The 19,911-nt window shown below is 73.9% G+C and carries 17 protein-coding genes; 8 read left to right on the top strand and 9 right to left on the bottom strand.

Translation table 11 applies throughout. The features are described 5' to 3' along the window. Window positions 1-2 precede the first annotated feature (2 nt). The 3 genes from ACYVP9_RS18455 to ACYVP9_RS18445 are packed head-to-tail and all read right to left on the bottom strand — an operon-like array spanning window position 3 to window position 5,826. Complete coding sequence (locus ACYVP9_RS18455; protein WP_460606396.1) at window positions 3-956, bottom strand: radical SAM family protein; 954 nt, start codon at window positions 954-956, stop codon at window positions 3-5. Next, complete coding sequence (locus ACYVP9_RS18450) at window positions 953-4,408, bottom strand: error-prone DNA polymerase (RefSeq protein WP_460606395.1); 3,456 nt, start codon at window positions 4,406-4,408, stop codon at window positions 953-955. Before ACYVP9_RS18450 ends, ACYVP9_RS18455 begins: the two co-directional genes overlap by 4 nt. Then, on the bottom strand, window positions 4,408-5,826 hold the full coding sequence (locus ACYVP9_RS18445; RefSeq protein ID WP_460606394.1) for a DUF222 domain-containing protein: 1,419 nt from the start codon (window positions 5,824-5,826) through the stop codon (window positions 4,408-4,410). Before ACYVP9_RS18445 ends, ACYVP9_RS18450 begins: the two co-directional genes overlap by 1 nt. Window positions 5,827-5,941: 115 nt before the next feature. On the opposite strand from ACYVP9_RS18445, the gene ACYVP9_RS18440 reads away from it, so the two are divergent. After that, a complete protein-coding gene (locus ACYVP9_RS18440; RefSeq protein ID WP_460606393.1) occupies window positions 5,942-6,124 on the top strand; it encodes a hypothetical protein in 183 nt (60 codons plus the stop codon). Window positions 6,125-6,218: 94 nt separating this feature from the next. Next, entirely contained in the window at window positions 6,219-6,401 is a 183-nt protein-coding gene (locus ACYVP9_RS18435) for a hypothetical protein (RefSeq protein ID WP_460606392.1), read from the top strand. Here ACYVP9_RS18435 and ACYVP9_RS18430 read toward each other — a convergent pair whose 3' ends face one another. From ACYVP9_RS18430 to ACYVP9_RS18415, 4 genes are read right to left on the bottom strand one after another with little or no spacing between them, the layout of a single operon-like run. Continuing rightward, window positions 6,402-7,211: a hypothetical protein gene (locus ACYVP9_RS18430; protein ID WP_460606391.1), complete on the bottom strand. Its 810-nt coding sequence runs from the start codon at window positions 7,209-7,211 to the stop codon at window positions 6,402-6,404. It lies immediately after the preceding gene. Window positions 7,212-7,244: 33 nt separating this feature from the next. Beyond that, complete coding sequence (locus ACYVP9_RS18425) at window positions 7,245-7,973, bottom strand: PIG-L deacetylase family protein (RefSeq protein ID WP_460606390.1); 729 nt, start codon at window positions 7,971-7,973, stop codon at window positions 7,245-7,247. Window positions 7,974-7,982: 9 nt separating this feature from the next. Next, window positions 7,983-9,200, bottom strand: a complete 1,218-nt coding sequence (locus ACYVP9_RS18420) for a DUF5685 family protein (RefSeq protein ID WP_460606388.1) — start codon at window positions 9,198-9,200, stop codon at window positions 7,983-7,985. 9 nt (window positions 9,201-9,209) lie between these two features. After that, window positions 9,210-10,445: an APC family permease gene (locus ACYVP9_RS18415; RefSeq protein ID WP_460606387.1), complete on the bottom strand. Its 1,236-nt coding sequence runs from the start codon at window positions 10,443-10,445 to the stop codon at window positions 9,210-9,212. A 145-nt stretch (window positions 10,446-10,590) separates the two neighbouring features. Here ACYVP9_RS18415 and ACYVP9_RS18410 point away from each other — a divergent pair, with 145 nt between their 5' ends. Together ACYVP9_RS18410 and ACYVP9_RS18405 are read left to right on the top strand one after the other, a co-directional pair. Further along, on the top strand, window positions 10,591-11,043 hold the full coding sequence (locus tag ACYVP9_RS18410; protein WP_460606386.1) for a flavodoxin family protein: 453 nt from the start codon (window positions 10,591-10,593) through the stop codon (window positions 11,041-11,043). Between the two features lie 10 nt (window positions 11,044-11,053). Beyond that, window positions 11,054-11,512 (top strand): SRPBCC family protein, encoded by a 459-nt coding sequence (locus tag ACYVP9_RS18405; protein WP_460606385.1) that lies wholly within the window; start codon window positions 11,054-11,056, stop codon window positions 11,510-11,512. Here the strand turns inward: ACYVP9_RS18405 and ACYVP9_RS18400 are convergent. Next, complete coding sequence (locus ACYVP9_RS18400) at window positions 11,503-13,083, bottom strand: DNA polymerase Y family protein (RefSeq protein WP_460606384.1); 1,581 nt, start codon at window positions 13,081-13,083, stop codon at window positions 11,503-11,505. The genes ACYVP9_RS18405 and ACYVP9_RS18400 overlap by 10 nt on opposite strands. Before the next feature lie 4 nt (window positions 13,084-13,087). Next, a complete protein-coding gene (locus ACYVP9_RS18395) occupies window positions 13,088-13,834 on the bottom strand; it encodes a hypothetical protein (RefSeq protein ID WP_460606382.1) in 747 nt (248 codons plus the stop codon). Window positions 13,835-14,052: 218 nt separating this feature from the next. On the opposite strand from ACYVP9_RS18395, the gene trpS reads away from it, so the two are divergent. From trpS to hrpA, 4 genes are read left to right on the top strand one after another with little or no spacing between them, the layout of a single operon-like run. After that, entirely contained in the window at window positions 14,053-15,081 is a 1,029-nt protein-coding gene (trpS, locus tag ACYVP9_RS18390) for a tryptophan--tRNA ligase (protein WP_460606381.1), read from the top strand. A gap of 19 nt (window positions 15,082-15,100) precedes the next feature. Next, window positions 15,101-15,592, top strand: coding sequence for a metallophosphoesterase family protein (locus ACYVP9_RS18385; protein WP_460606380.1), 492 nt, complete (start codon window positions 15,101-15,103; stop codon window positions 15,590-15,592). Between the two features lie 57 nt (window positions 15,593-15,649). After that, window positions 15,650-15,919, top strand: a complete 270-nt coding sequence (locus ACYVP9_RS18380) for a hypothetical protein (RefSeq protein ID WP_460606379.1) — start codon at window positions 15,650-15,652, stop codon at window positions 15,917-15,919. Window positions 15,920-15,952: 33 nt separating this feature from the next. Continuing rightward, window positions 15,953-19,864 carry an ATP-dependent RNA helicase gene (gene hrpA / locus ACYVP9_RS18375; protein WP_460606378.1) on the top strand — a complete coding sequence of 1,304 codons (3,912 nt, stop codon included), beginning with the start codon at window positions 15,953-15,955 and terminating at the stop codon, window positions 19,862-19,864. Window positions 19,865-19,911 lie beyond the last annotated feature (47 nt).

Here is a 19,911-nt window from a genome sequence, read left to right as displayed (position 1 = left end):
CGTCACTGGTCGGTGAACCGACCGCCGGACGGGCGTGCCACGCCCGCCCGGCGGTACAGCTCGTCGAAGTAGCGCTCGGGCGGGTAGGCGCCGCTCGCGTAGCGCCGCTCGTAGTCGCGGACGTGCTCGGGAAAGGCGTCCCGCAACCAGGCGAGGAAGTGCTCGCGCACACCCGGCCGCAGGTACAGCGCGCCGATGCCGAGGAACCGTCCGCCCGCGCCGTCGACGGCATTCAGCACCTCACGCAACTGCTCGGCGGAGTCGGAGAGCCCCGGCAGCACCGGGGCGACCAGCGCGCCGGTGCGGATGCCGGCATCGGCGAGGGTCCGCATGGCCTCGACGCGGCGGCGGGGGTGCGGGGTGCCGGGCTCGCTCGCCCGCCAGACCGTCTCGTCGAGGGTCGCGATCGAGAAGTTGACGCTGACGGCGGCGCGCTCCTTCGCCCGCAGCAGCACGTCCAGGTCGCGGGTGACGAGCGGCGACTTCGTGAGGATCGAGAACGGGTTGCCGCGCTCGGCCAGCGCCTCGAGCACCCCGCGGGTGAGGCGGTACTTCGCCTCGGCCCGCTGGTAGGGGTCGGTGTTGGTGCCCATCGCGACCGGCTCGCCCGTCCAGCGCGGGTCGGCGAGCTCCTGCCGCAGCTTCTCGGGTGCGTTGATCTTGACGACGATGCGGCGGTCGAAGTCCTCGCCCAGGTTCAGCCCGAGGTATTCGTGGGTCGGACGGGCGAAGCAGTAGGAGCACGCATGCGAGCAGCCCCGGTAGACGTTGATCGTCCACGGGAACGGCGCACGGGAGCCGGGCGGGACGTGGTTGAGGATGCGCTGCGCGGTGACGTGCAGGAACTCGAGTCCGGACATGCGGCCGGTGCCGAGTTCGGGCACGAACAGCTCCTCGGCGTCGAAGAGGCCGGGGGCGTCGTCGGCGGTGGTGCGCCAGCGCAGGGACCCGCTCACCGGAAGTCGCGCGATCGCGTGTGCAGCCCGAGGTGCAGGCGTTCGAGCTTCTCGGCGAGGACGTTGATGACGCCGTCCTTGGTGTTCTCGAGCATGCCGCGGATCAGCAGACCGCCCGACTCGCGCGCGACGCGGCGGTACTTCTGCCAGATGACCTCGTCGACGATCACGTTCACCATGCCGGTCTCGTCCTCGAGGTTGAGGAAGGTGACGCCGCGGGCGGTGGCCGGCCGCTGCCGGTGGGTCACGACGCCGCCGATGGTGACGCGGGTCCTGTTCGGGATCGCGCGCAACGCGGTGGCGGTGACGATGCCCTGCGCGGCGAGCCGGTCGCGGATCAGCGCGGTCGGGTACACGGTCGGCGTGACGCCGGTGGCCCACATGTCGGCGATCAGCTGCTCGGGTTCGGTCATCGCCGGCACGGGGGGTGGTGCGGACTCGTCGAACACGGCGAGGTCGAGCTGTCCCGGACGGGCGGTGGCCGCGGCGCCCGCGCCCCACAGCGCCTCGCGGCGGTCGGTGGTGAACGCGTCGAACGCGCCGGCGGTCGCGAGCGCCTCGGTCTGCTCGGCGGTGAGGCCGATGCGCCGGGCCAGGTCGGCCATGGACGCGTACGCCCCGCCGGTGTCGCGCTCGGCCGCGATGCGCTCGGCGAGTTCGGCGCCGATGCCGCGGACGGACGACAGCCCGAGCCGCACCGCGGGCTGCGGGGCGTCGAGGCACGGGCACTGCGACGGGCCGTCCGCCGGTTCGAGCGAGGCGGTCGCGAGCGAGCGGGCCAGCGACGGTCGGCGCACCTCGACACCGTGCCGCTTCGCGTCGTGCACCAGCGACTGTTCGGAGTAGAAGCCCATCGGTTGGGCATTGATCAGAGCCGCGCAAAAGGCCGCAGGGTAGTGCAGCTTGAGCCACGACGACGCGTAGACCAGCAGCGCGAACGAGATGGAGTGCGACTCGGCGAAACCGAACGAGGCGAAGGCGCTGATGCGCTCGAAGATCTGGTCGGCGACGGAACCCTCGATGCCGTTGTTCTCCATGCCCCGGTAGAGCCGGGCGCGCATCTTCTCGATCTTGTCCTTGCCGCGCTTCGAGCCCATCGCGCGGCGCAGCGTGTCGGCCTCGGCGGGGGTGAAGTCGGCGACGCCGACGGCGATCTGCATCAGCTGCTCCTGGAACAGCGGGATGCCGTACGTCCGTTCGAGCGCCGGTTTCAGGCGAGGGTGCGGATAGGTGATCGGCTCCTCGCCGTTCTTGCGCCGGATGAACGGGTGCACCGAGTCGCCCTGGATGGGTCCGGGGCGGATGAGCGCCACCTCGCAGGCGAGGTCGTAGAAGCAGTCGGGTTTGAGGCGCGGCAGCGTGGCCATCTGCGCGCGGGACTCGACCTGGAACACGCCGACCGAGTCGGCGCGCTGCAGCATCGCGTACACGCACGGCGCTTCCTTGGGGATGGTCGCCAGCTCGTAGGTGACGCCGTGGTGCTCGGTGATCAGGTCGAAGCAGTAACGGATCGCCGAGAGCATGCCGAGGCCGAGCAGGTCGAACTTCACCAGACCGATGTCGGCGCAGTCGTCCTTGTCCCACTGCAGCACCGAGCGGCCGGCCATGCGTCCCCACTCGACGGGACACACCTCGATGACCGGACGGTCGCACATCACCATGCCGCCGGAGTGGATGCCCAGGTGGCGCGGGCTGTTCTGCAGTTCGGCGGCCAGCTGCAGCACCCGGGGTGGGATGTCGGCGGGGATCGGTTCGGACGCCGCACCCTCCCTGTCCGGCAGTGCCGTGGGTTGGGGCGCCTGCAACGGATCGGCCTGCGGGTGGCTGGGGGTGTAGGCCCAGTAGTAGCCCTGCTCGATCTCCTTGCTCCACGCGTCCTGCTGGCCCTGCGAGTACCCGAGCGCCTTCGCGACGTCGCGCACGGCGGATTTCGGCCGGTAGGTGATCACGTTCGCGACCTGGGCGGCGTGCTCGCGTCCGTGCTGCCGGTAGACGTACTGGATCGCCTCTTCGCGGCGGTCGGACTCGATGTCGATGTCGATGTCCGGCGGCTCGCCGCGTTCGGGGGCGAGGAAGCGCTCGAACATGAGGTTGTAGAAGACCGGGTCGACGGCGGTGATCTGCAGCGCGTAGCAGACGGCCGAGTTCGCGGCGCTGCCCCGGCCCTGGCAGAGGATGCCGTTCTCGCGGCAGAAGCGGGCGATGTCCCAGACGACGAGGAAGTACCCGGGGAAGTGCAGCTGCTCGATGATGTTCAGCTCGTGCTCGATGATCTCGTACGCCCGCGCCTCGTGCGGCTCGCCGCCGAACCACCGGCGCGCGCCCTCGTAGGTGAGCTTGCGCAGGTACTCCATCTCGGTGAGGCCGCCCTCGCAGGGGAACGGCGGCAGGTCGGGGGCGATGAGCCGCAGCTCGAAGCCGGTCTCCCCGGCCAGCCGGGCCGACTCGGCGACGGCGTGCGGCCACCGCGAGAACCGTTGCGTCATCTCGGCGCCGCTGCGCAGGTGCTGTCCCGACCACGAGGGCAACCACCCGTCGATGTCGTCGAGACTGCTGCGTGCGCGGACGGCCGCCAACGCGGTGGCCAGTGGTCGTCGCGGCGGACCGTGGTAGTGGGCGCCGGTGGTCGCGACCAGCGGGAGCCCGAACTCGTCGGACAGTTGCGCGAGCACCTCGTACCGCTCGTCGGCCAGCGGGTCGAGTTCGTGGATCAGCTCGACGGCGACGTTGTCGCGGCCGAACACGCCGACGAGCTCGTCGAGTGCCCGCCGGGCCGCGCGCTCCCCACCGAGGTCGAGGGCCCGGCGCACCGAGCCCTTGCGACAGCCGGTGAGCACCAGCCAGTGCCCGTCCGCCGCCGCGCCGAGCTCTTCGAGCGACGGGTAGGACGGACGGCCCTTGTCGCCGCCGGCGAGGTGCGCCTGGCCGATCGCGCGCGACAACCGGGCGTAGCCGTCGGGGTCGCGGGCCAGGGCGAGCAGATGGGTACCGGGTGGGTCGGGAATTCCTACCCGCGTGGCGATCATCGCCTCGGAGCGGGTGCGTGCAACGGGCACGTCGAGGCTCAGCTCGGCCCCGAACGACGTGCGCAGGCCGTGGGCCCTGGCGGCCTCGGCGAAGCGGACGACGCCGTACACGCCGTCGTGGTCGGACAGCGTCAGCCCCTCGAGCCCGAGCCGAACGGCCTCCTCGACCATCTCCTCCGGCGAGGACGCGCCGTCGAGGAAGCTGAACGACGAGTGCGCGTGCAGTTCGGCGTACGGGACGGCGGCATCGGGACGGTCGACGGGCGTGGCGGGTTCGTACGCTTCGCGCTTGCGGGACCACGCCGGGGAGTCGCCGCCGTCGCCGTGCACCGGCGTGCCGACCGGCAACCGGGTGGGTGGCGCCGGGCGCCCGGACAGGCGGCGTTCGAGTTCCCGCCAGGGGATCTCGGGGTTGTCCCAGCCCATCAGGACGCCAGGCGGCGCAGCCGCCGGTGGGCCTGCGGCCAGAGCAGGTCGATGCGGGGCGACCGGCGTCTCGGACGGGTGCGAGGGCCGGGTGGTCGGGGTGGGTGGCTGAGGTAGCGGTGGCCGGTGGGGGTGGTGGTGATGATCGTGCCGGTGCCGAGGGTGTCGTCGGCGCGCAGGTGCCAGCCGGGGGACTCCTTGATCTGGTTGCACGCCTGGCAGGCGGCGCGGCCGTCGGCGACCCGGGTGTCGTGGGTGGTGCTCCAGCCGGTGATGTGGTCGGCGTGGCGCATGGGGGCGTCGCAGTAGGGGGTGCGGCAGGTGGCGTGGTCGCGGGTGCGTAGGTAGTGCTGCTGGGCGGGGGTGAACAGCCGTCGGGTGGAGTCCATGGCGACGAGCTGGGCGCTGTCGGGCGTCAGGTAGAGCCGCCGGATCCAGCGGGTGGCGTTCGGGGTCGCGCGCAGCGCCAGGTCGCGGGCGAGGGGTGCGGGGACGGGGCCGTAGCCGAGCAGGATCGCCGGCTCGTCGGCGTCACCACCGTCGGCGTCGGAGTCGCCGTTGTCGGCGGTGTCGTGGCGGAAGAGGGCGCGGTCGGTCATGACGAGCTGGATCTCGACCGGGGTGTCGCCGGCGGATGCCTGGCCGGTGAGGCGTTCGACGGCGGTGTCGGCCATGACCTGTGCGCGCCCGCGTGGGCTGCCGTCGGCGTTCTCGCCCTGCTCGCCGGTGCCGATGAGGGTGTCGCTGTGGCGGCGCAGGGCGGCGTAGGCGGCGATGCCCTGCGCAGCGGGCGCGACGATCGACAGCCGGCACATCGTGTCGGGCAGCAGGCGGATCGACACGTGCCGGGCGGTGATCGCGACGCGGGCACGGGCGGTCGCGCCGGACGGGTCGAGGCGTTGGGCAAGTCGCCGGGTCTCGGACTCGGCCTGCCGGTCCGACCAGCCCGCCAGGCGTGGCGCCACGATCGTGTCGACCTCGGCGCGCTGCTCGCGGGTCAGGAACACCGTCTCCTTCGCCACCGCCAGCGCGCGGATCTCACCGACGCGCCCGGCGGCCAACTGCGCGAACGTGGCCGGCAGCTCGGCGCGCAGGATGTGGGCGTTGCCCAGCCAGCGGGCCGCCGAGACCGGGGAGCACTGCCGCGCCAACGCGATCTCCGCCGCCGCGCTGCGGGTCTGCTGCCGCGCGGGCAGTTCGCGCACCGCGGCCTGCCGGGCGCGCAGAGCCCTCAGCCGCAGCCCGTCGGCCTGCTGTGCCGCCGCGAGCGCGCCCCGCAGCGCCTCGAACTGTCGGAGCCGCTCGACACACTCGACATCGTCCGCGTCCTCGAGCGGCCGCTCGTCCAGCGCCAGCGCCCCCAACTGCGCCACCAGCCCACGCACCGCGTCAGCGGTCAGCGGGATGGTCGGCTCCATTCGTCCATTATCGCTCTGGCGTTCGAATGCAGCAACCGGCTGTCAAGGCCTGTGGACAACTCACCACGGCACACTCGCAGGGTGACACAGTCGACCGACGACGAGATCCGCGGTCTTGACCCGGCCGGCGGACGGGCTCGTGCTGGTCACCTACCGCATCGTCCGACCGGACGGCTCCGCGAGCCGCCACGCCTCGCTCTGGGACGTCGGTGCCCGCCCGTTCCGCATACGGTTCCACCAGGGCACGCCGATCACCGGTGAGCGTGACGACGTGCAGCTCCACACGCGCATGCGCTGACGGCGGACGCTGGGCTTCCACCCGATCCCTATCGTCGGGTACCTGCGCCGCATCCGAGGGGTAGGCACCTCGATGACCGAGAGAGGAGACCCGCATGTCCGAGCCCGATCACCTGAGTGACGAAGCGCCCGAGGCGGACGTCGCCGAGCAGGCCCGTCCCGCGGTCCACGACGACACGACCTCGCCCCGCACCGACCTGCCGCTCGAGGCCGATCCCGCCGACGCCGCGGAGCAGGACGTGGCCGTCCCGCTGGACGACGACGACCACGACCGGTAGCTACTCCGACGGCTCGTCGGCGTCGTCCGGCTCCGGCGCGGGCTGCGGCGGCTGCTGGGCGGCGCGGTAGACCCGCGGCCGGAACGCGATGCGCTGCATGCGCGGCCGGTCGGACGGAGGGTCGGCCGCCGGCGTCGTCCCGTCGCCGTGGGCCGCGCGGAAGATGCGCGGCCGGAAGCGCAACTGCTGCATCCGCTCCCGCGGCGGCTGCTCGTCCTGCGATTCCTCCGGTGGACGCAGCGGGCGGGGCGCGAACGCCACCGGCATGAAGGCGTCCTTGTCGGCCGGGACGTCGGCGACGGACGGGCGGCGCTGGTCCGCTTCGGGGTCGTACACCGGGCCGGTCGAGGGCCGCATGTCGGCCCATGGCGGCGGCGATGCCGGCGCCGCCGTCGGCGCCGCTACCCCCGGCGAAGCCGCCGATGCCGCCGATGCCGCCGATGTCGGCGATGCCGCCGATGCCGGCGATGCCGCCGATGTGTGCGAGGTGGGAGCGGACCCCCTGTCAGCGACCCGGAAGGCGTCCGCGCCCATGTGCCCGTCGAGGAAGTCGAGGTGGACGTTGAGGCCCGGGTCGACCTCGACCCAGCTCGTCGCGTCCTTGCCCAGCGGTGACGTGCTCAGCACCCGCACCGGCTCGTCGACGAACACGCTGAGCCAGTTGCCGGACGGGTAGTGCGCGACGATGCGGCCCTCGGCCAGCACCTCGAGCGCGGAGTTCTTGATCACGTACCGGTCGGCCGCGGCCAGCACGTCACGACTGGTGGGCGCGCCGACGTCGTCGCGATGGGTCACGACGGTGATCGGCACGCGCGCAGACTACCTGCGGAGGAGAGCCCCTGCTCAGAATCGGATGACCTCGAACGGGACGCCGAACGTCGTTCCGAGGCGCGCTCCGACGGGGCGTGCCTGCGCCTCGAGAAATTCGCGCGGGTCGCTCATGGCGTCTTCGCCGAGCCCGCGCAGGTAGGCCGCGTGCGCCGCCAGCGACGCGACGCCGGCGTCCAGATGGTCGGAGACGTCGACGGCACGGTCGGCGTACGGGCTGGCGCCGACGAGCACGGTCGACACCGTCACCGGTTCGAGTCCCTCGTCGAGCAGGTCCCGGAACACCCACCGGTTGCCGGCGTCGCGCACGCCGTCGAGCACGGCGCGGCCGAGCGCGATGTGGTCGGCCTGGTTCGGCGCGCCCGGACCCCAGTGGTCGTGGTGGTTGCTCGTGATCACGACGTCCGGACGGTGCCGCCGCACCGCCGCCGCGATCGCGCGGCGCAGGGGCAGTCCGTACTCGAGCACGCCGTCCGGGAAGCCCAGGAACTCGACGCTGTCGACGCCGACCACCGCGGCCGACGCGCGCTCCTCGGCCTCGCGCAGCGGACCGCACTCGGCCGGGTCGATCGCGTCGATGCCCGCCTCGCCGCTCGTGGCGAGGACGTAGGCGACGCGCTTGCCCTGCGACGTCCACCGCGCGATCGCCGCCGCGGTGCCGTACTCGAGGTCGTCCGGGTGGGCCACGACCGCGAGGGCGGACGTCCACGACTCGTCGACCGGGGCGAGTGACTCCTGGGTCATCGTTGCCCCTCAGCAGCTGCAGTCGCAGCCGCAGTCGCAGCAGTCGCCACAGCCGCCGTCGCAGCAATCGCAGCAGTCGCAGCAGTCGCAGCAGTCACCCAGTCCGCCGCAGCGTTCCTTCTGCTGCCCGTCCTCCGCGTTCTGGTTGCGGCAGGCCTGGCAGGTGCCACAGGCGACGAGCGAGGCGAAGCACCCTGCGATCGCGCCCTTCTTGGTGTCGTCGCCGCCGCCGGGCAGGGTCGGGTCCCACCCGGGCGGACGCTGACCCGGCGGGTGCTGGCCGGGCGGCGTGTGACCCGGGGGCGGGCCGGGCGGCGGCCCGCCCGGCGCGCCCGGGGGCTGCGCGGGCGGAGGTCCCGGTGGCGGCCCGGCCGGACGGTTCGGCTGCCCCGCGCGGACGAAGCCGCGGCGCACCGCGTTCTCGAGCTCGTGGCCGAGCAGCTTGTGCACCAGCCGGTCGTCGTCGAACGTCACGTCCTTCAGCGCCAGCCGCACGCCGAGGACGGCGTCGTCGCAGTGGGCGCGTACCTCGTCCGGGGTGAGCCCGAACGCCGCGATGGGATTGAGCACGCCGGCGGCGAGATCGGCCTCGAGGTCCTCGACGGCGTCGAGCAGGTGGGCGACCCGGCCGAACAGGCGGCCCGCCTCGGCCAGCGGCTCCTCGTTCTCCGGCCGTCCGGCCAGCACCGCGGTGTGCCGGAACGCCAGGGACGCGGCCGCCTCGGTCGGGGCGGTCATGTCGAGGATCGTCCGCGCGCCGGCCTCGGCGTCGCGCTGGCCCGCGGCCGCGTCGAGCAGTGCGACCGTGTCGAGCGAGAGCGTCGAGCCGGTGGCGGTGCCGGCGTGCGCCAGCCGGGACGCGACCCGTCCGGCCAGACGGCTGCGGACGGCACCGTGCACGTCCCCGTCCGCGACGTTGTCCGACAGCTTCGCCGACGCCAGCAGCAGCGAGGTCGCCGCCGCGAGCCGCGCACCGTCGCCGGTGGCCACGGGCGCCGGCTTCATGCCCCGCAGCGCGCACGGCCCGGCGTGGCGGCGACCGGGCGCGGACGCCCGCTGCGCCTCGACGAGCGCGGACACGACGATCGCGTCGTAGTTGGTGACGAGGCGGGCCGCATGGCCGTGCTCGTCGCGCAGGGCGAGGCACATGCCGCACAGGTGCGCCATCCACGTGGTGCGCAACTCGTCGCCGAGCAGGTTGCGGCACGGCTTGATGATCCCGAACACCCGGCGAATCTAGCGGCGCGTGACGAGGTACGCAGCACTTCCTGCGATCGCCACGCCCGCCCCGGTGACCACCGAGGTCAGGGGCAGATTCGCTGCGAGCGTCAGACATCCCGCCAAGCCGACGACCGGCACCCAGCCGCCCGTCCGCCCTGACCCGAGCCTCGCCGCGCTCGCGTTGGCGAGCGCGTAGTAGAGCAGCACGCCGAACGACGAGAATCCGATCGCCGAGCGCAGGTCGACGAACAGCACCAGGACGATCACCGCGCAGCCGACCGCCACCTCCGCGTGCCGGGGCACGGAGCGTGCCTCGTCGACCGCGGCGAGCAGCCGCGGCAGGTGCCGGTCGCGGGCCATCGCGAGGGTCGTGCGCGAGACCCCGAGCAGCAGGGCGAGCAGCGCTCCGAACGCGGCGATGACCGCGCCGCCCCGGACGGCCGGCTCGAGCCAGCCGGCGCCCACCGCGCGGACGGCGGTGCGCAGCGGCGCGGGTGAGGCGGCCAGCGCCGACGGGCCCGCGGCCGCCAGCGCGGCGACCGCCACGCACGCGTAGGTCACCAGGGTGATGCCGAGCGCCGTCCGGACGGCGCGGGGGATCGTCACCGCGGGCTCGCGCACCTCCTCGCCCAGCGTGGCGATGCGCGCGTACCCGGCGAACGCGAAGAACAGCAGACCCGCTGCCTGCAGCACGCCGTGCGCGTCGGCGTGCACCCCGGCGCCGCCGATGCGCTCGACGCCCGGGGCGCCGGCGAACGCCGCGACCACCACCGCGGCCAGCACGAGCAGCACCAGCACGACGACGACCCTCGTGACGGCGGTGGTCCGCTGCACCCCGGCGAGCGCGAGCGCCGTCGCCCCCGCCGCCGCGACCGCCGCGACGGGGCGGGCGTGGTCCGGGCTGACGTAGCTGCCGATCGTCAGGGCCATCGCCGCGCAGCTCGCGGTCTTGCCGACCACGAACGACCAGCCGGCGAGATGGCCCCAGAACGGCCCGAGCCGCTCGCCCGCGTAGACGTACGTGCCGCCGGCGCGCGGGTGGCGGGCGGCGAGCCGTGCCGACGACGTCGCGTTGCAGTACGCGACGAGCGCGGCGGCGGCGAGCCCGAGCAGCAGCCACGACCCGGCGGCCCGCGCGGCCGGTGCGACCGCCACGAACACCCCCGCGCCGAGCATCGCCCCGAGCCCGACGACGGTGGCGTCCGACGTGCCCAGGCTGCGGCGCAGCGAGCCGGAGGCGGGGGCGGTCACGCGCGCAGTGTGCCGTCCGCAGGTGAACGGCGGGCGCCGCGTGGATCGGACGCAGGCGACGAACATGATCGAAATGCGCGATTCATGACGTCATGCCAGTCACCGTCGTCGGTGGCGCGCACGGCCGTCCGGCGATGATGGACGGATGGCCGTGCTGCTCGTCGTCCACCACACGCCGTCGCCGGCGACGCACGAGCTGCTCGACGCCGTGCTCGCCGGCACCCGGGCGGACGGCATCGAGGGCGTCGAGGTCCGCACCCGGGCGGCGCTCGTCGCGTCGCCGGTCGACGTGCTCGAGGCGGACGGGTTCCTGCTCGGCACCCCGGTCAACATCGGGTACCTGTCCGGCGCGCTCAAGCACTTCTTCGACGGCGTCTACTACCCGACGCTGACCGAGAAACCCGGTGCGCCGTACGGGCTGTGGGTGCACGGCAACAACGATGCGCAGGGCGCGGTGCGCGCGGCCGAGTCGATCACCCAGGGCATGGGCTGGCGCAAGGCGGTCGAGCCGCTGGTGGTCACCGGGCCGGTCGACAAGGACGTCCGCGAGGCCGCCTTCGAACTGGGCGGGACGCTGGCCGCCTCGCTGATGTCGTGACCGTGCGCCCATGACCGTCCACATCGTCGTCGAGCAGGACCTGCCCGCGTCGTGCGAGCGGGTGTTCGACACCGTGCACGACTACGAGCACCGCCTCGAGTGGGACACCCTGTTGCGCAGGGCGTGCACCGTCGACGGCGCCGCCCCCGCGAAGGGGGTCGTCGCGGTGTGCACCGCGAAGTGGTGGCTGGGCGGGTACGCGTTCCGCACCCGCTACGTGAGCTTCGACCGGCCGCGCGTGGCGGCGATCAAGCTCGAGTCCAGGCCGCCGTTCTTCGCGTCGTGGGCGGCGTCGATCCGCCACGAGCCGCTCGGCGAGCACCGGTCGAGGGCGACGTACACGATGACGTTCACGGTGAAGCCGCGATGGCTCGCGTTCGCGATCGAACCCGTCGCGCGGTTCCTCTTCCGGCAGGAGACCCGCCGCCGGCTGCGGGCCCTGGCCGGCCACCTCTCCGCTCAGTCGTAGACCGCCTCGACCTGCCAGCTGGGCGCGGTGTCCGCCATCTCGCCGGTGACCAGGTAGGCCCGGCCGTGGACGTCGACGACCTGGCAGCGCACCACCCGCCGCGGCCCGCCGTCGCCGGTGTCGGGTGCCCACCAGCGTTCGTCGACCGGCCAGGGGCCGGCCCACGAGCTGATGGCCGACACCTCCCGTCCGAGGCCGAAGTACGCCGGGGCGGACGGCACCGCGCCGCGCTCGGTGACCACCACCGGACGGCGCGCGGCGTCGAGGAACTGCGCCGGCCGGGGCGGGTCGAGCAGCACCGTGGGGGCGGGCGCGGGCAGCTGCCCCGGCCACGGCTGCTCGGGCGAGCGCAACGGCAGCGGCTCGTCGCCCCACGGCACCAGCCGGGTGCGCTGCCCCGGGTCGCGGCCGCCTTCGACCACCGGCGCCAGCACCGAGCCGTGACCGAGCAGCGTCTGCACCCGGGCCAGCGCGCGCGCGGCGCGCTCGTCGTCGTCGCCCTGCCCGCCCCACAGTGCCTGCTGATGGGCACCGGTGGGCACGACCTCGACGGGCACGAGCACGACCCGGATCACCCCGGCGGACGGCCGGTTGGGCCCGGACAGCCACCCCTCCAACTGCCAGCGCACCCGGTCGAGGACGTCGGCGGCGCCCAGCACCCCGGCGTGCCGCCAGCGGCGCACGGTCTCCTCGCCGTTCTCGCTGAGCGCCTGCAGCTCGAGGCAGGTGCAGGCGAGCCCGTGCGCGGCGAGGTCGCCGACGAACTGCTCGGCCAGCCCGCGCGCGGAGAACGCGACGGTGTCGACCCGGTCGACGGGCGGTTCGAGGTCGAGGGTGGCGGTGAACTCGACCGGTGGCCGCCGTCCACTGACCGGGTGGTCGTCGGTGCCGGACGCCTGCCGGTGCGCCCACGCGCCGTCGGGGCCGAAGCGGGCCAGCACGTCGCGGGCGGGCAGGGCGGCGAACGCGCCGAGGGTGCGGATGCCCAGCCGCTTCAGCAGGTCGACCAGCGGGGACGTGCCCGCCGGGTCGAGCACCTCGATGGGCAGGCTCTCGAGGAACGCCCCCGAGTCACCGGGCTCGATCACCATGCCGCGGCGGGCCGCCTGCTCGGCAGCGAACGAACCGTCGGCGATGCCGATGAGCAGGTCGGCACCGTGCAGGACGGGGATGTCGGCCACCCCGCGCGACAGCGCCTGCAGCACCCCCGTCTCGCCGCCGAAGTAGCGCGTCGGCCCGCGCACCCCGATCGCCGCCAGCCCCGGACGGGCGATCTCGACGCCGGGCGCGATCGCCTCGAGCGCCGCCACCACCGGTTCGAACACCCGCGCCTCGGCCGCCTCGTCGCGGCCCAGCACGACCAGCGACGGGCAGCGGCCCTGCGCCTCGCGCCGCCGCAACCCGCGGCGGACGCCGTGGTCGCGCGCCGTCTGCGAACACGCCACCACCCGGTTGGCGGTGACGACGGCGATCGGCTCGTCCGCGGCGTGACCGGCCTCGACACGGGCGGTCGTCACCGGCCAGTCGGGGCACCAGACGCTGATGCGGCGCGGGGCGTCGGCGAGCTTCACCGCCTCAGCCCGCTTCGGCGACGGAGCCGTAGGCGGGCCCGTTCTCGTACTCGACCACGGGGGCGAGGTCGGTGATCGCGCTCGAGTACGGCTCGACGCCGCCACCGGCGGCGGGCAGCCACAGCGTGGTCGAGCGGGGCCGGGCGGCCGCGCCCTTGCCGCCCGCGGCGACCTCGACGCGGCGCGCGCGCAGCCGTCCGCTGCCGAGACCGATGCCGGTCCACTCGCCGGGACGGGCGGTGAGCCGGACGTCGGCATTCGGCCAGTCGGACGCTGCCGTCGTGGCGGTGCCGGTCGCGAAGGGGACGAGCACGGCGTCCTTGCTGCGGGCGCGCGCAGCCAGCCGGCGGACGTCGCCGGGCACCAGCCGCTGGCGGCCCGCGGGCGGGCGGACGGCCACGACGTCGACGGCGTCGAGCAGGGCGCCGACCGCCGTCGTCCACCCCGTGCCGGGCTCGGGCACGAGCGCGAGCCGCCGCAGGTCGACGCCGTACTCCTGCGCCGACTCGGCGCTCAGGCGCGGGAAGCCGACCAGCGCGCACCACGCCCCGTCGGCCGAGGCCGCGCCGAGCAGGGCGAACAGCAGCGACAGCGACCCCGTGACCGACACGGTGCTGCCGCGGCGCAGCCCGTCGGGCAGGATCGGGTGCAGCGCCTCCGCGACCGGCAGCGGGGGAGCGGTGCGGACGCCGACGTGCTGCCAGTCGACGGCGGAGGTGCCGTCGGCTTTGCGGATGGCGACGTCGAGCATGCCTCGATTCTCGAACGCCAGTTCGATTTAAGTCAATCCGGGTCCGGCGCGTCGCCCAGCCGGGTTACGCTCCCGGCATGGCAGCACGTCGCACCTGGTGGCCGTCCTGACGGACGGCCCGACCCGACGCATCCCAGCCTCGACCACAGCCGCCCGTCCGGGCGGCTGTCGTGTTCCTGCGGGCGGCCCGTGCGGGCCCGACCCGGAAGGGCACCACCATGACCACCACCGAGACCACCACCGAGACCACCACCCGCGAGATCGAACTGTCCGGCATCACCCCGTCCGGACCGCTGACGCTGGGCAACCACCTCGGTGCGCTGCGCAGGTTCGGTGACCACCAGGAGCACTGCTTCTACTTCGTCGCGAACCTGCACGCGCTGACCACGCACCACGACCCGGACCGGCTGCGACGGCTCACGCTGTCGACGGCGGCGCTGTTCCTCGCCGCCGGTGTCGACCCCGACCGCGCGACCGTCTTCGTGCAGTCGGCCGTGCCGGCGCACGTCGAGCTCAACTACCTGCTCGAGTCGACCGCCCACGTCGGCGAGCTCGGCCGCATGATCCAGTTCAAGGAGAAGGGCGGACGGCCCGGCACCCGCGCCTCGCTGTTCACCTACCCGTGCCTCATGGCCGCGGACATCCTGCTCTACGACGCCCGCACGGTGCCGGTCGGCGGTGACCAGTCGCAGCACGTCGAGCTCGCCCGCGACCTCGCGGAGCGGTTCAACACCACCTACGGACCCACGTTCACGGTGCCGCGACTCGCGCCCGCCGCGCTGGCCTCGCGGGTGCGCGACCTGGCCGACCCCGCGCGCAAGATGAGCAAGTCGGCACCGGACGACGCGTCCGGCGTGATCCGCATGCTCGACGACCCGGACACCATCCGCCGCAAGCTGCGCCGCGCGGTCACCGACGGCGAGAACGTCGTGCGCCACGACCCCGTCCGGCAGCCGGGCGTGGCCAACCTGCTCGAGATCCTGGCCGCGCTCCAGGGTTCGACCCCCGAGCAGGTCGCCGACCGGCACAGCAGCTACGGCGCGCTCAAGTCGGCCTGCGCCGACGCCGTCGTCGCCGAACTCGACCCGATCCGTCGCCGGCACGACGAACTGCTCGCCGACCCGGCCGAGCTGCAGCGGGTGCTGGCGCGCGGGGCCGAGCGGGCCTCGGCCGTGGCCGGCCGGGTGGTGCGGCGGGCCCGCGAGGCCATGGGCGTGCTGACGGGCGGGGCCGGTGCCTCGGGCTGATCGGGGGAAGGCTGCACGTATGCGCGTCGCCGTCGTCTCGGACACCCACTCGCCCCGGCGGTGGAAGGGGTGCCCGCCCGCGGTCGCCCGGGTGCTCGACGGCGCGGACGCGATCCTGCACGCCGGCGACGTGTGCACCGCCGACACCCTCGACGAGCTCGCAACGTTCGCGCCGCTGCACGTCGTGCTCGGCAACAACGACGGCCCGGACGTCGCGCGCTGGGGCGCCCCCGAACGGCTCGAGATCGACCTCGGCGGGCTGCCGGTCGGCATGGTCCACGACAGCGGGCCCGCGGGCGGACGGGCCGGCCGGTTGCGCCGGATGTTCCCGTCGGCCCGGCTCGTCGTCTTCGGCCACTCGCACATCCCGTGGGACGAGACCGTGGACGGTCAGCGGGCCTTAAATCCCGGCTCGCCCACCGACCGGCGTCGGCAACCGCGGGGGACGGTCGGCGAGCTCGAGATCGTGGACGGCGACCTCGTCACCGCCCGGATCGTGCCGGTCACTTGACGCCTACCTGGCGTCCGACCTGCGTCGTGGTGCCGCCCGGCGGGTAGGGCCTGTGTCGTGACCGAGCCGACCGACCAGGACATCCCGCGCGAGCCGCACGACGGCATCGACGCCTTCGCCAACCCCGACGCCCAGGCGGCCGAGGACCGCATCCAGCCGCTGCAGCGCGCCAGCGGCGAAGGGGCGCCGCCCACCGACGCCCCGCCCGCGAACACCGCGCCCGAGGTGGCGGGCACCGGAGCCGGCGACCCGCTCGCCGGCGTCCGCATCGACGACGAGGACGCGGCCCACGCCGTCCAGCCCGAGGACGGGTCCGGGCGCGCCTGAACCCGCTGGTGGCACCTCACTAGCCTGGACGGAGTGTCCGCCCCGCCGTCCGTCGCCGAGCTGAGCGACCGTCTCGGCGACGGCGGCGGGCTGACCCTCCGCGACGCCGACCGGCTGCGGGGCCGGCTGCGGCAACTGCGCCGCAGCGCGAGGCCGACCAACCTCGAACAGGTCGCCGCCCAGTTGACCCGCGCCGAGGCGCTGGTCGAGACCCGGCGGCTCGCCGTCCCCGAGATCACGTATCCCGACCTTCCGGTCAGCGCGAAGCGCGACGACATCGCCGCCGCGATCCGCGACCACCAGGTGGTGGTCGTGGCGGGCGAGACCGGGTCGGGCAAGACCACCCAGCTGCCCAAGATCTGCCTCGAGCTCGGCCGCGGGGTGCGCGGCACCATCGGCCACACCCAGCCGCGGCGGCTCGCCGCCCGCACCGTCGCGCAACGCATCGCCGACGAGGTGAAGTCGCCGCTCGGCGACGTCGTCGGCTACACCGTCCGCTTCACCGACGAGGTCAGCGACCGCACGCTGGTCAAGCTGATGACCGACGGCATCCTGCTCGCCGAGATGCAGCGCGACCGCCGCCTGCTGCGCTACGACACGCTCATCCTCGACGAGGCGCACGAGCGCAGCCTCAACATCGACTTCCTGCTCGGCTACCTCAAGCAGCTGCTGCCCAGGCGTCCCGACCTCAAGATCGTGGTCACCAGCGCCACCATCGAGCCCGAGCGGTTCGCCGCCCACTTCGCCGACGCGGCAGGCACGCCCGCGCCGATCGTCGAGGTCTCGGGACGCACCTACCCGGTCGAGATCCGCTACCGCCCGCTCGAGGTGCCGGTCGAAGGCGACGGCGATGATCCGGACGATCCGGATCACGACGTCATCCGCACCGAGACCCGCGACGTCACCGAGGCCATCGTCGACGCGGTGAACGAGCTCGAGCACGAGAAGCCGGGCGACGTGCTCGTGTTCCTCAGTGGCGAGCGCGAGATCCGCGACACCGCCGACGCGTTGAGCGGGCTGCGCAACACCGAGGTGCTGCCGCTGTACGCGCGGCTGTCGACGGCCGAGCAGCAGAAGGTCTTCCAACCTCACACCGGACGCCGGGTGGTGCTCGCGACCAACGTCGCCGAGACGTCGCTGACCGTGCCCGGCATCCGCTACGTCGTCGACCCCGGCACCGCCCGCATCTCGCGGTACAGCAGGCGGACGAAGGTGCAGCGGTTGCCCATCGAGCCGGTCTCGCAGGCCTCGGCGGCGCAGCGCGCCGGCCGGTGCGGACGTGTCGCCGACGGCATCTGCATCCGGCTCTACGGCGAGGACGACTTCGACACCCGCCCGCGCTACACCGACCCCGAGATCCTGCGCACCAACCTGGCGTCGGTGATGCTGCAGATGTCGGCGCTGCAGCTCGGCGACATGGTCGACTTCCCGTTCCTCGACCCGCCCGACCGTCGCAGCGTGCGCGACGGCGCGCAGCTGCTGCAGGAACTCGGCGCGTTCGACGCCGAGGGCCGCATCACCCCTCTGGGACGGCGCCTCGCGCAGCTGCCGCTCGACCCCCGCATCGGACGGATGATCCTGGCCGCGGCGGACGAGGGCTGCGTGCGCGAGGTCCTCGTGCTCGCTGCGGCGCTGTCGATCCCCGACCCGCGCGAGCGTCCCGCCGACCGTGAGGACGCCGCGCGCCAGAAGCACAGCCGTTTCGCCGACGAGCACAGCGACTTCGTGTCGTTCCTCAACCTGTGGCGCTACCTGCGCGAGCAGCGGCAGGAACGCTCGGGCAACGCGTTCCGGCGCATGTGCCGCGAGGAGTTCCTGCACTACCTGCGCATCCGCGAGTGGCAGGACCTCGTCGGACAATTGCGCACTATCGCGAAAACACTCGACATCGTGGAGCAGGACGAGCCCGCACCGCCGGACCGCGTGCACGCGGCGCTGCTCGCCGGGCTGCTCGGCCACGTCGGCGTCCGCGAGGGGGACGGTCGCGACTACCAGGGCGCGCGCAACTCCCGGTTCGTGCTCGCGCCCGGCTCGGTGCTGACGAAGAAGCCGCCGCGCTGGATCGTCGTCGCCGACCTCGTCGAGACGTCGCGCCTCTTCGGACGGGTCGCGGCCCGTATCGACCCCGACACCGTCGAGCGGGTCGCCGGCCCGCTCGTGCAGCGCACGTACAGCGAACCGCACTGGGACGCGCAGCGCGGTGCCGTGATGGCCTACGAGCGGGTCACCCTCTACGGCCTGCCGCTCGTGCCGCGCCGGCGCGTCGGCTACTCGACCGTCGACCCCGAGGAGGCGCGCGAGCTGTTCCTCCGGCACGCGCTCGTCGAGGGCGACTGGACGACCCGCCACCACTTCTTCCGCGACAACCAGGCGCTGCGCGAGGAGCTGGCCGAGTTCGAGGAACGCGCCCGCCGCCGCGACCTGCTCATCACCGAGGACGAGCTGTTCGCCTGGTACGACCAGCGGGTGCCCGCGAGCGCGGTGTCGCAGCGTCACTTCGACGCGTGGTGGAAGAAGCAGCGCCACACGACGCCTGACCTGCTGACGCTCACCCGCGACGACCTGCTGCGCCGCGAGGACGAGCCCGAGACGATCGACAGCTGGCACGCGGGCGACCTCGAACTGCCGGTGACGTACCGCTTCGAGCCCGGAGCGGACGACGACGGCGTCACCGTGCACGTGCCCGTCGACGTGCTCGCCCGGCTCGGTGGGGAGGACTTCGCCTGGCAGGTGCCCGCCCTGCGCGAGGAACTCGTCGTCGCCCTGCTGCGCTCGCTGCCGAAGGACATCCGCCGCACCTTCGTGCCGGTGCCCGACACCGCCCGCGCGGTGCTCGCCGCGCTCGATCCGGGCCAGGACGCGCTGCTGCCCGGCATCCAGCGCGAGCTGCAGCGCCGCACCGGTGTGCTCGTGCCGCTCGACGCGTTCGACCTCGACAAGCTGCCGTCGCACCTGCGGGTCACGTTCGCCGTCGAGAACGCGGACGGCGAGGTCGTCGCCACCGGCAAGGACCTGACCGTGCTGCAGGAGCAGCTGGCCGCCCCGGTGCGCGCGGCGGTCGCCGCCGCGGTCGCCGGGGAGCTCGAGCGGACGGGCCTCACGGACTGGCCGGACGACCTCGACGAGCTACCCGTGTCCGTCGAGCGGCGAAGCGGCGCGCACACGGTGCGCGGCTTCCCCGCCCTCGTGGACGAGGGCGGCGCGGTCGCCGTCCGGGTGTTGCCCACTGCCGCCGAGGCCGACGCCGCCACCCCGCTCGGGCTGCGCCGGCTGCTGCGGCTGTCGTCGCCGTCGCCGGTCAAGCACGTCGAACGCGCTCTCGGCACGCGCGACCGGTTGGTGCTGGGCACCAATCCGGACGGCTCGCTGGCCGCGTTGATCGAGGACGCCGCCGACGCCGCGGTCGACGCGCTCGCCTCCCCGGTGCGGCGCCGCGACGACTTCGCGCGGTTGCGCGACACCGTGTCGACGCAGCTGGTCGCGGCCACGCTGGACGCCGTCCGCAGGGTCACCCCGGTGCTCGCCGCGGCCCACGAGGTGCGGCTGGCGCTGCCGTCCGACCCGCCCAGGGTGCAGGCGGACGCGGTCGCCGACGTGCGGGAGCAGTTCCGGCGCCTGTTGCCCGCGGGCTTCGTGGCCCGCATCGGCATCGCGCACCTGGCCGACGCCGCCCGCTACGTCACCGCCATCGGGCGCCGTCTCGAGGTCCTGGCCCGCGACCTCGACGTCGATCGCGGACGCATGGCGCGGGTGCACGCCGTGCAGGACGCCTACGACGAGCTCGTCCGTGCCCTGCCCGCGACCCGGGCCGCGGCGGCCGACGTCCGGGACATCGCGCTGCTGATCGAGGAACTGCGGGTCAGTCTCTGGGCGCAGCAGCTGGGCACCGCCCGTCCGGTCAGCGAGAAGCGCATCTACCGCGCGATCGACGCCGTCGAACTCTGACCGGAAGTTTTTTCCACCGGCTGTCGATACGGTGTCGGCTCGTTCGA

Source organism: Jatrophihabitans fulvus, from assembly GCF_054781375.1.
This window is presented reverse-complemented; position numbering and strand designations above follow the sequence as displayed.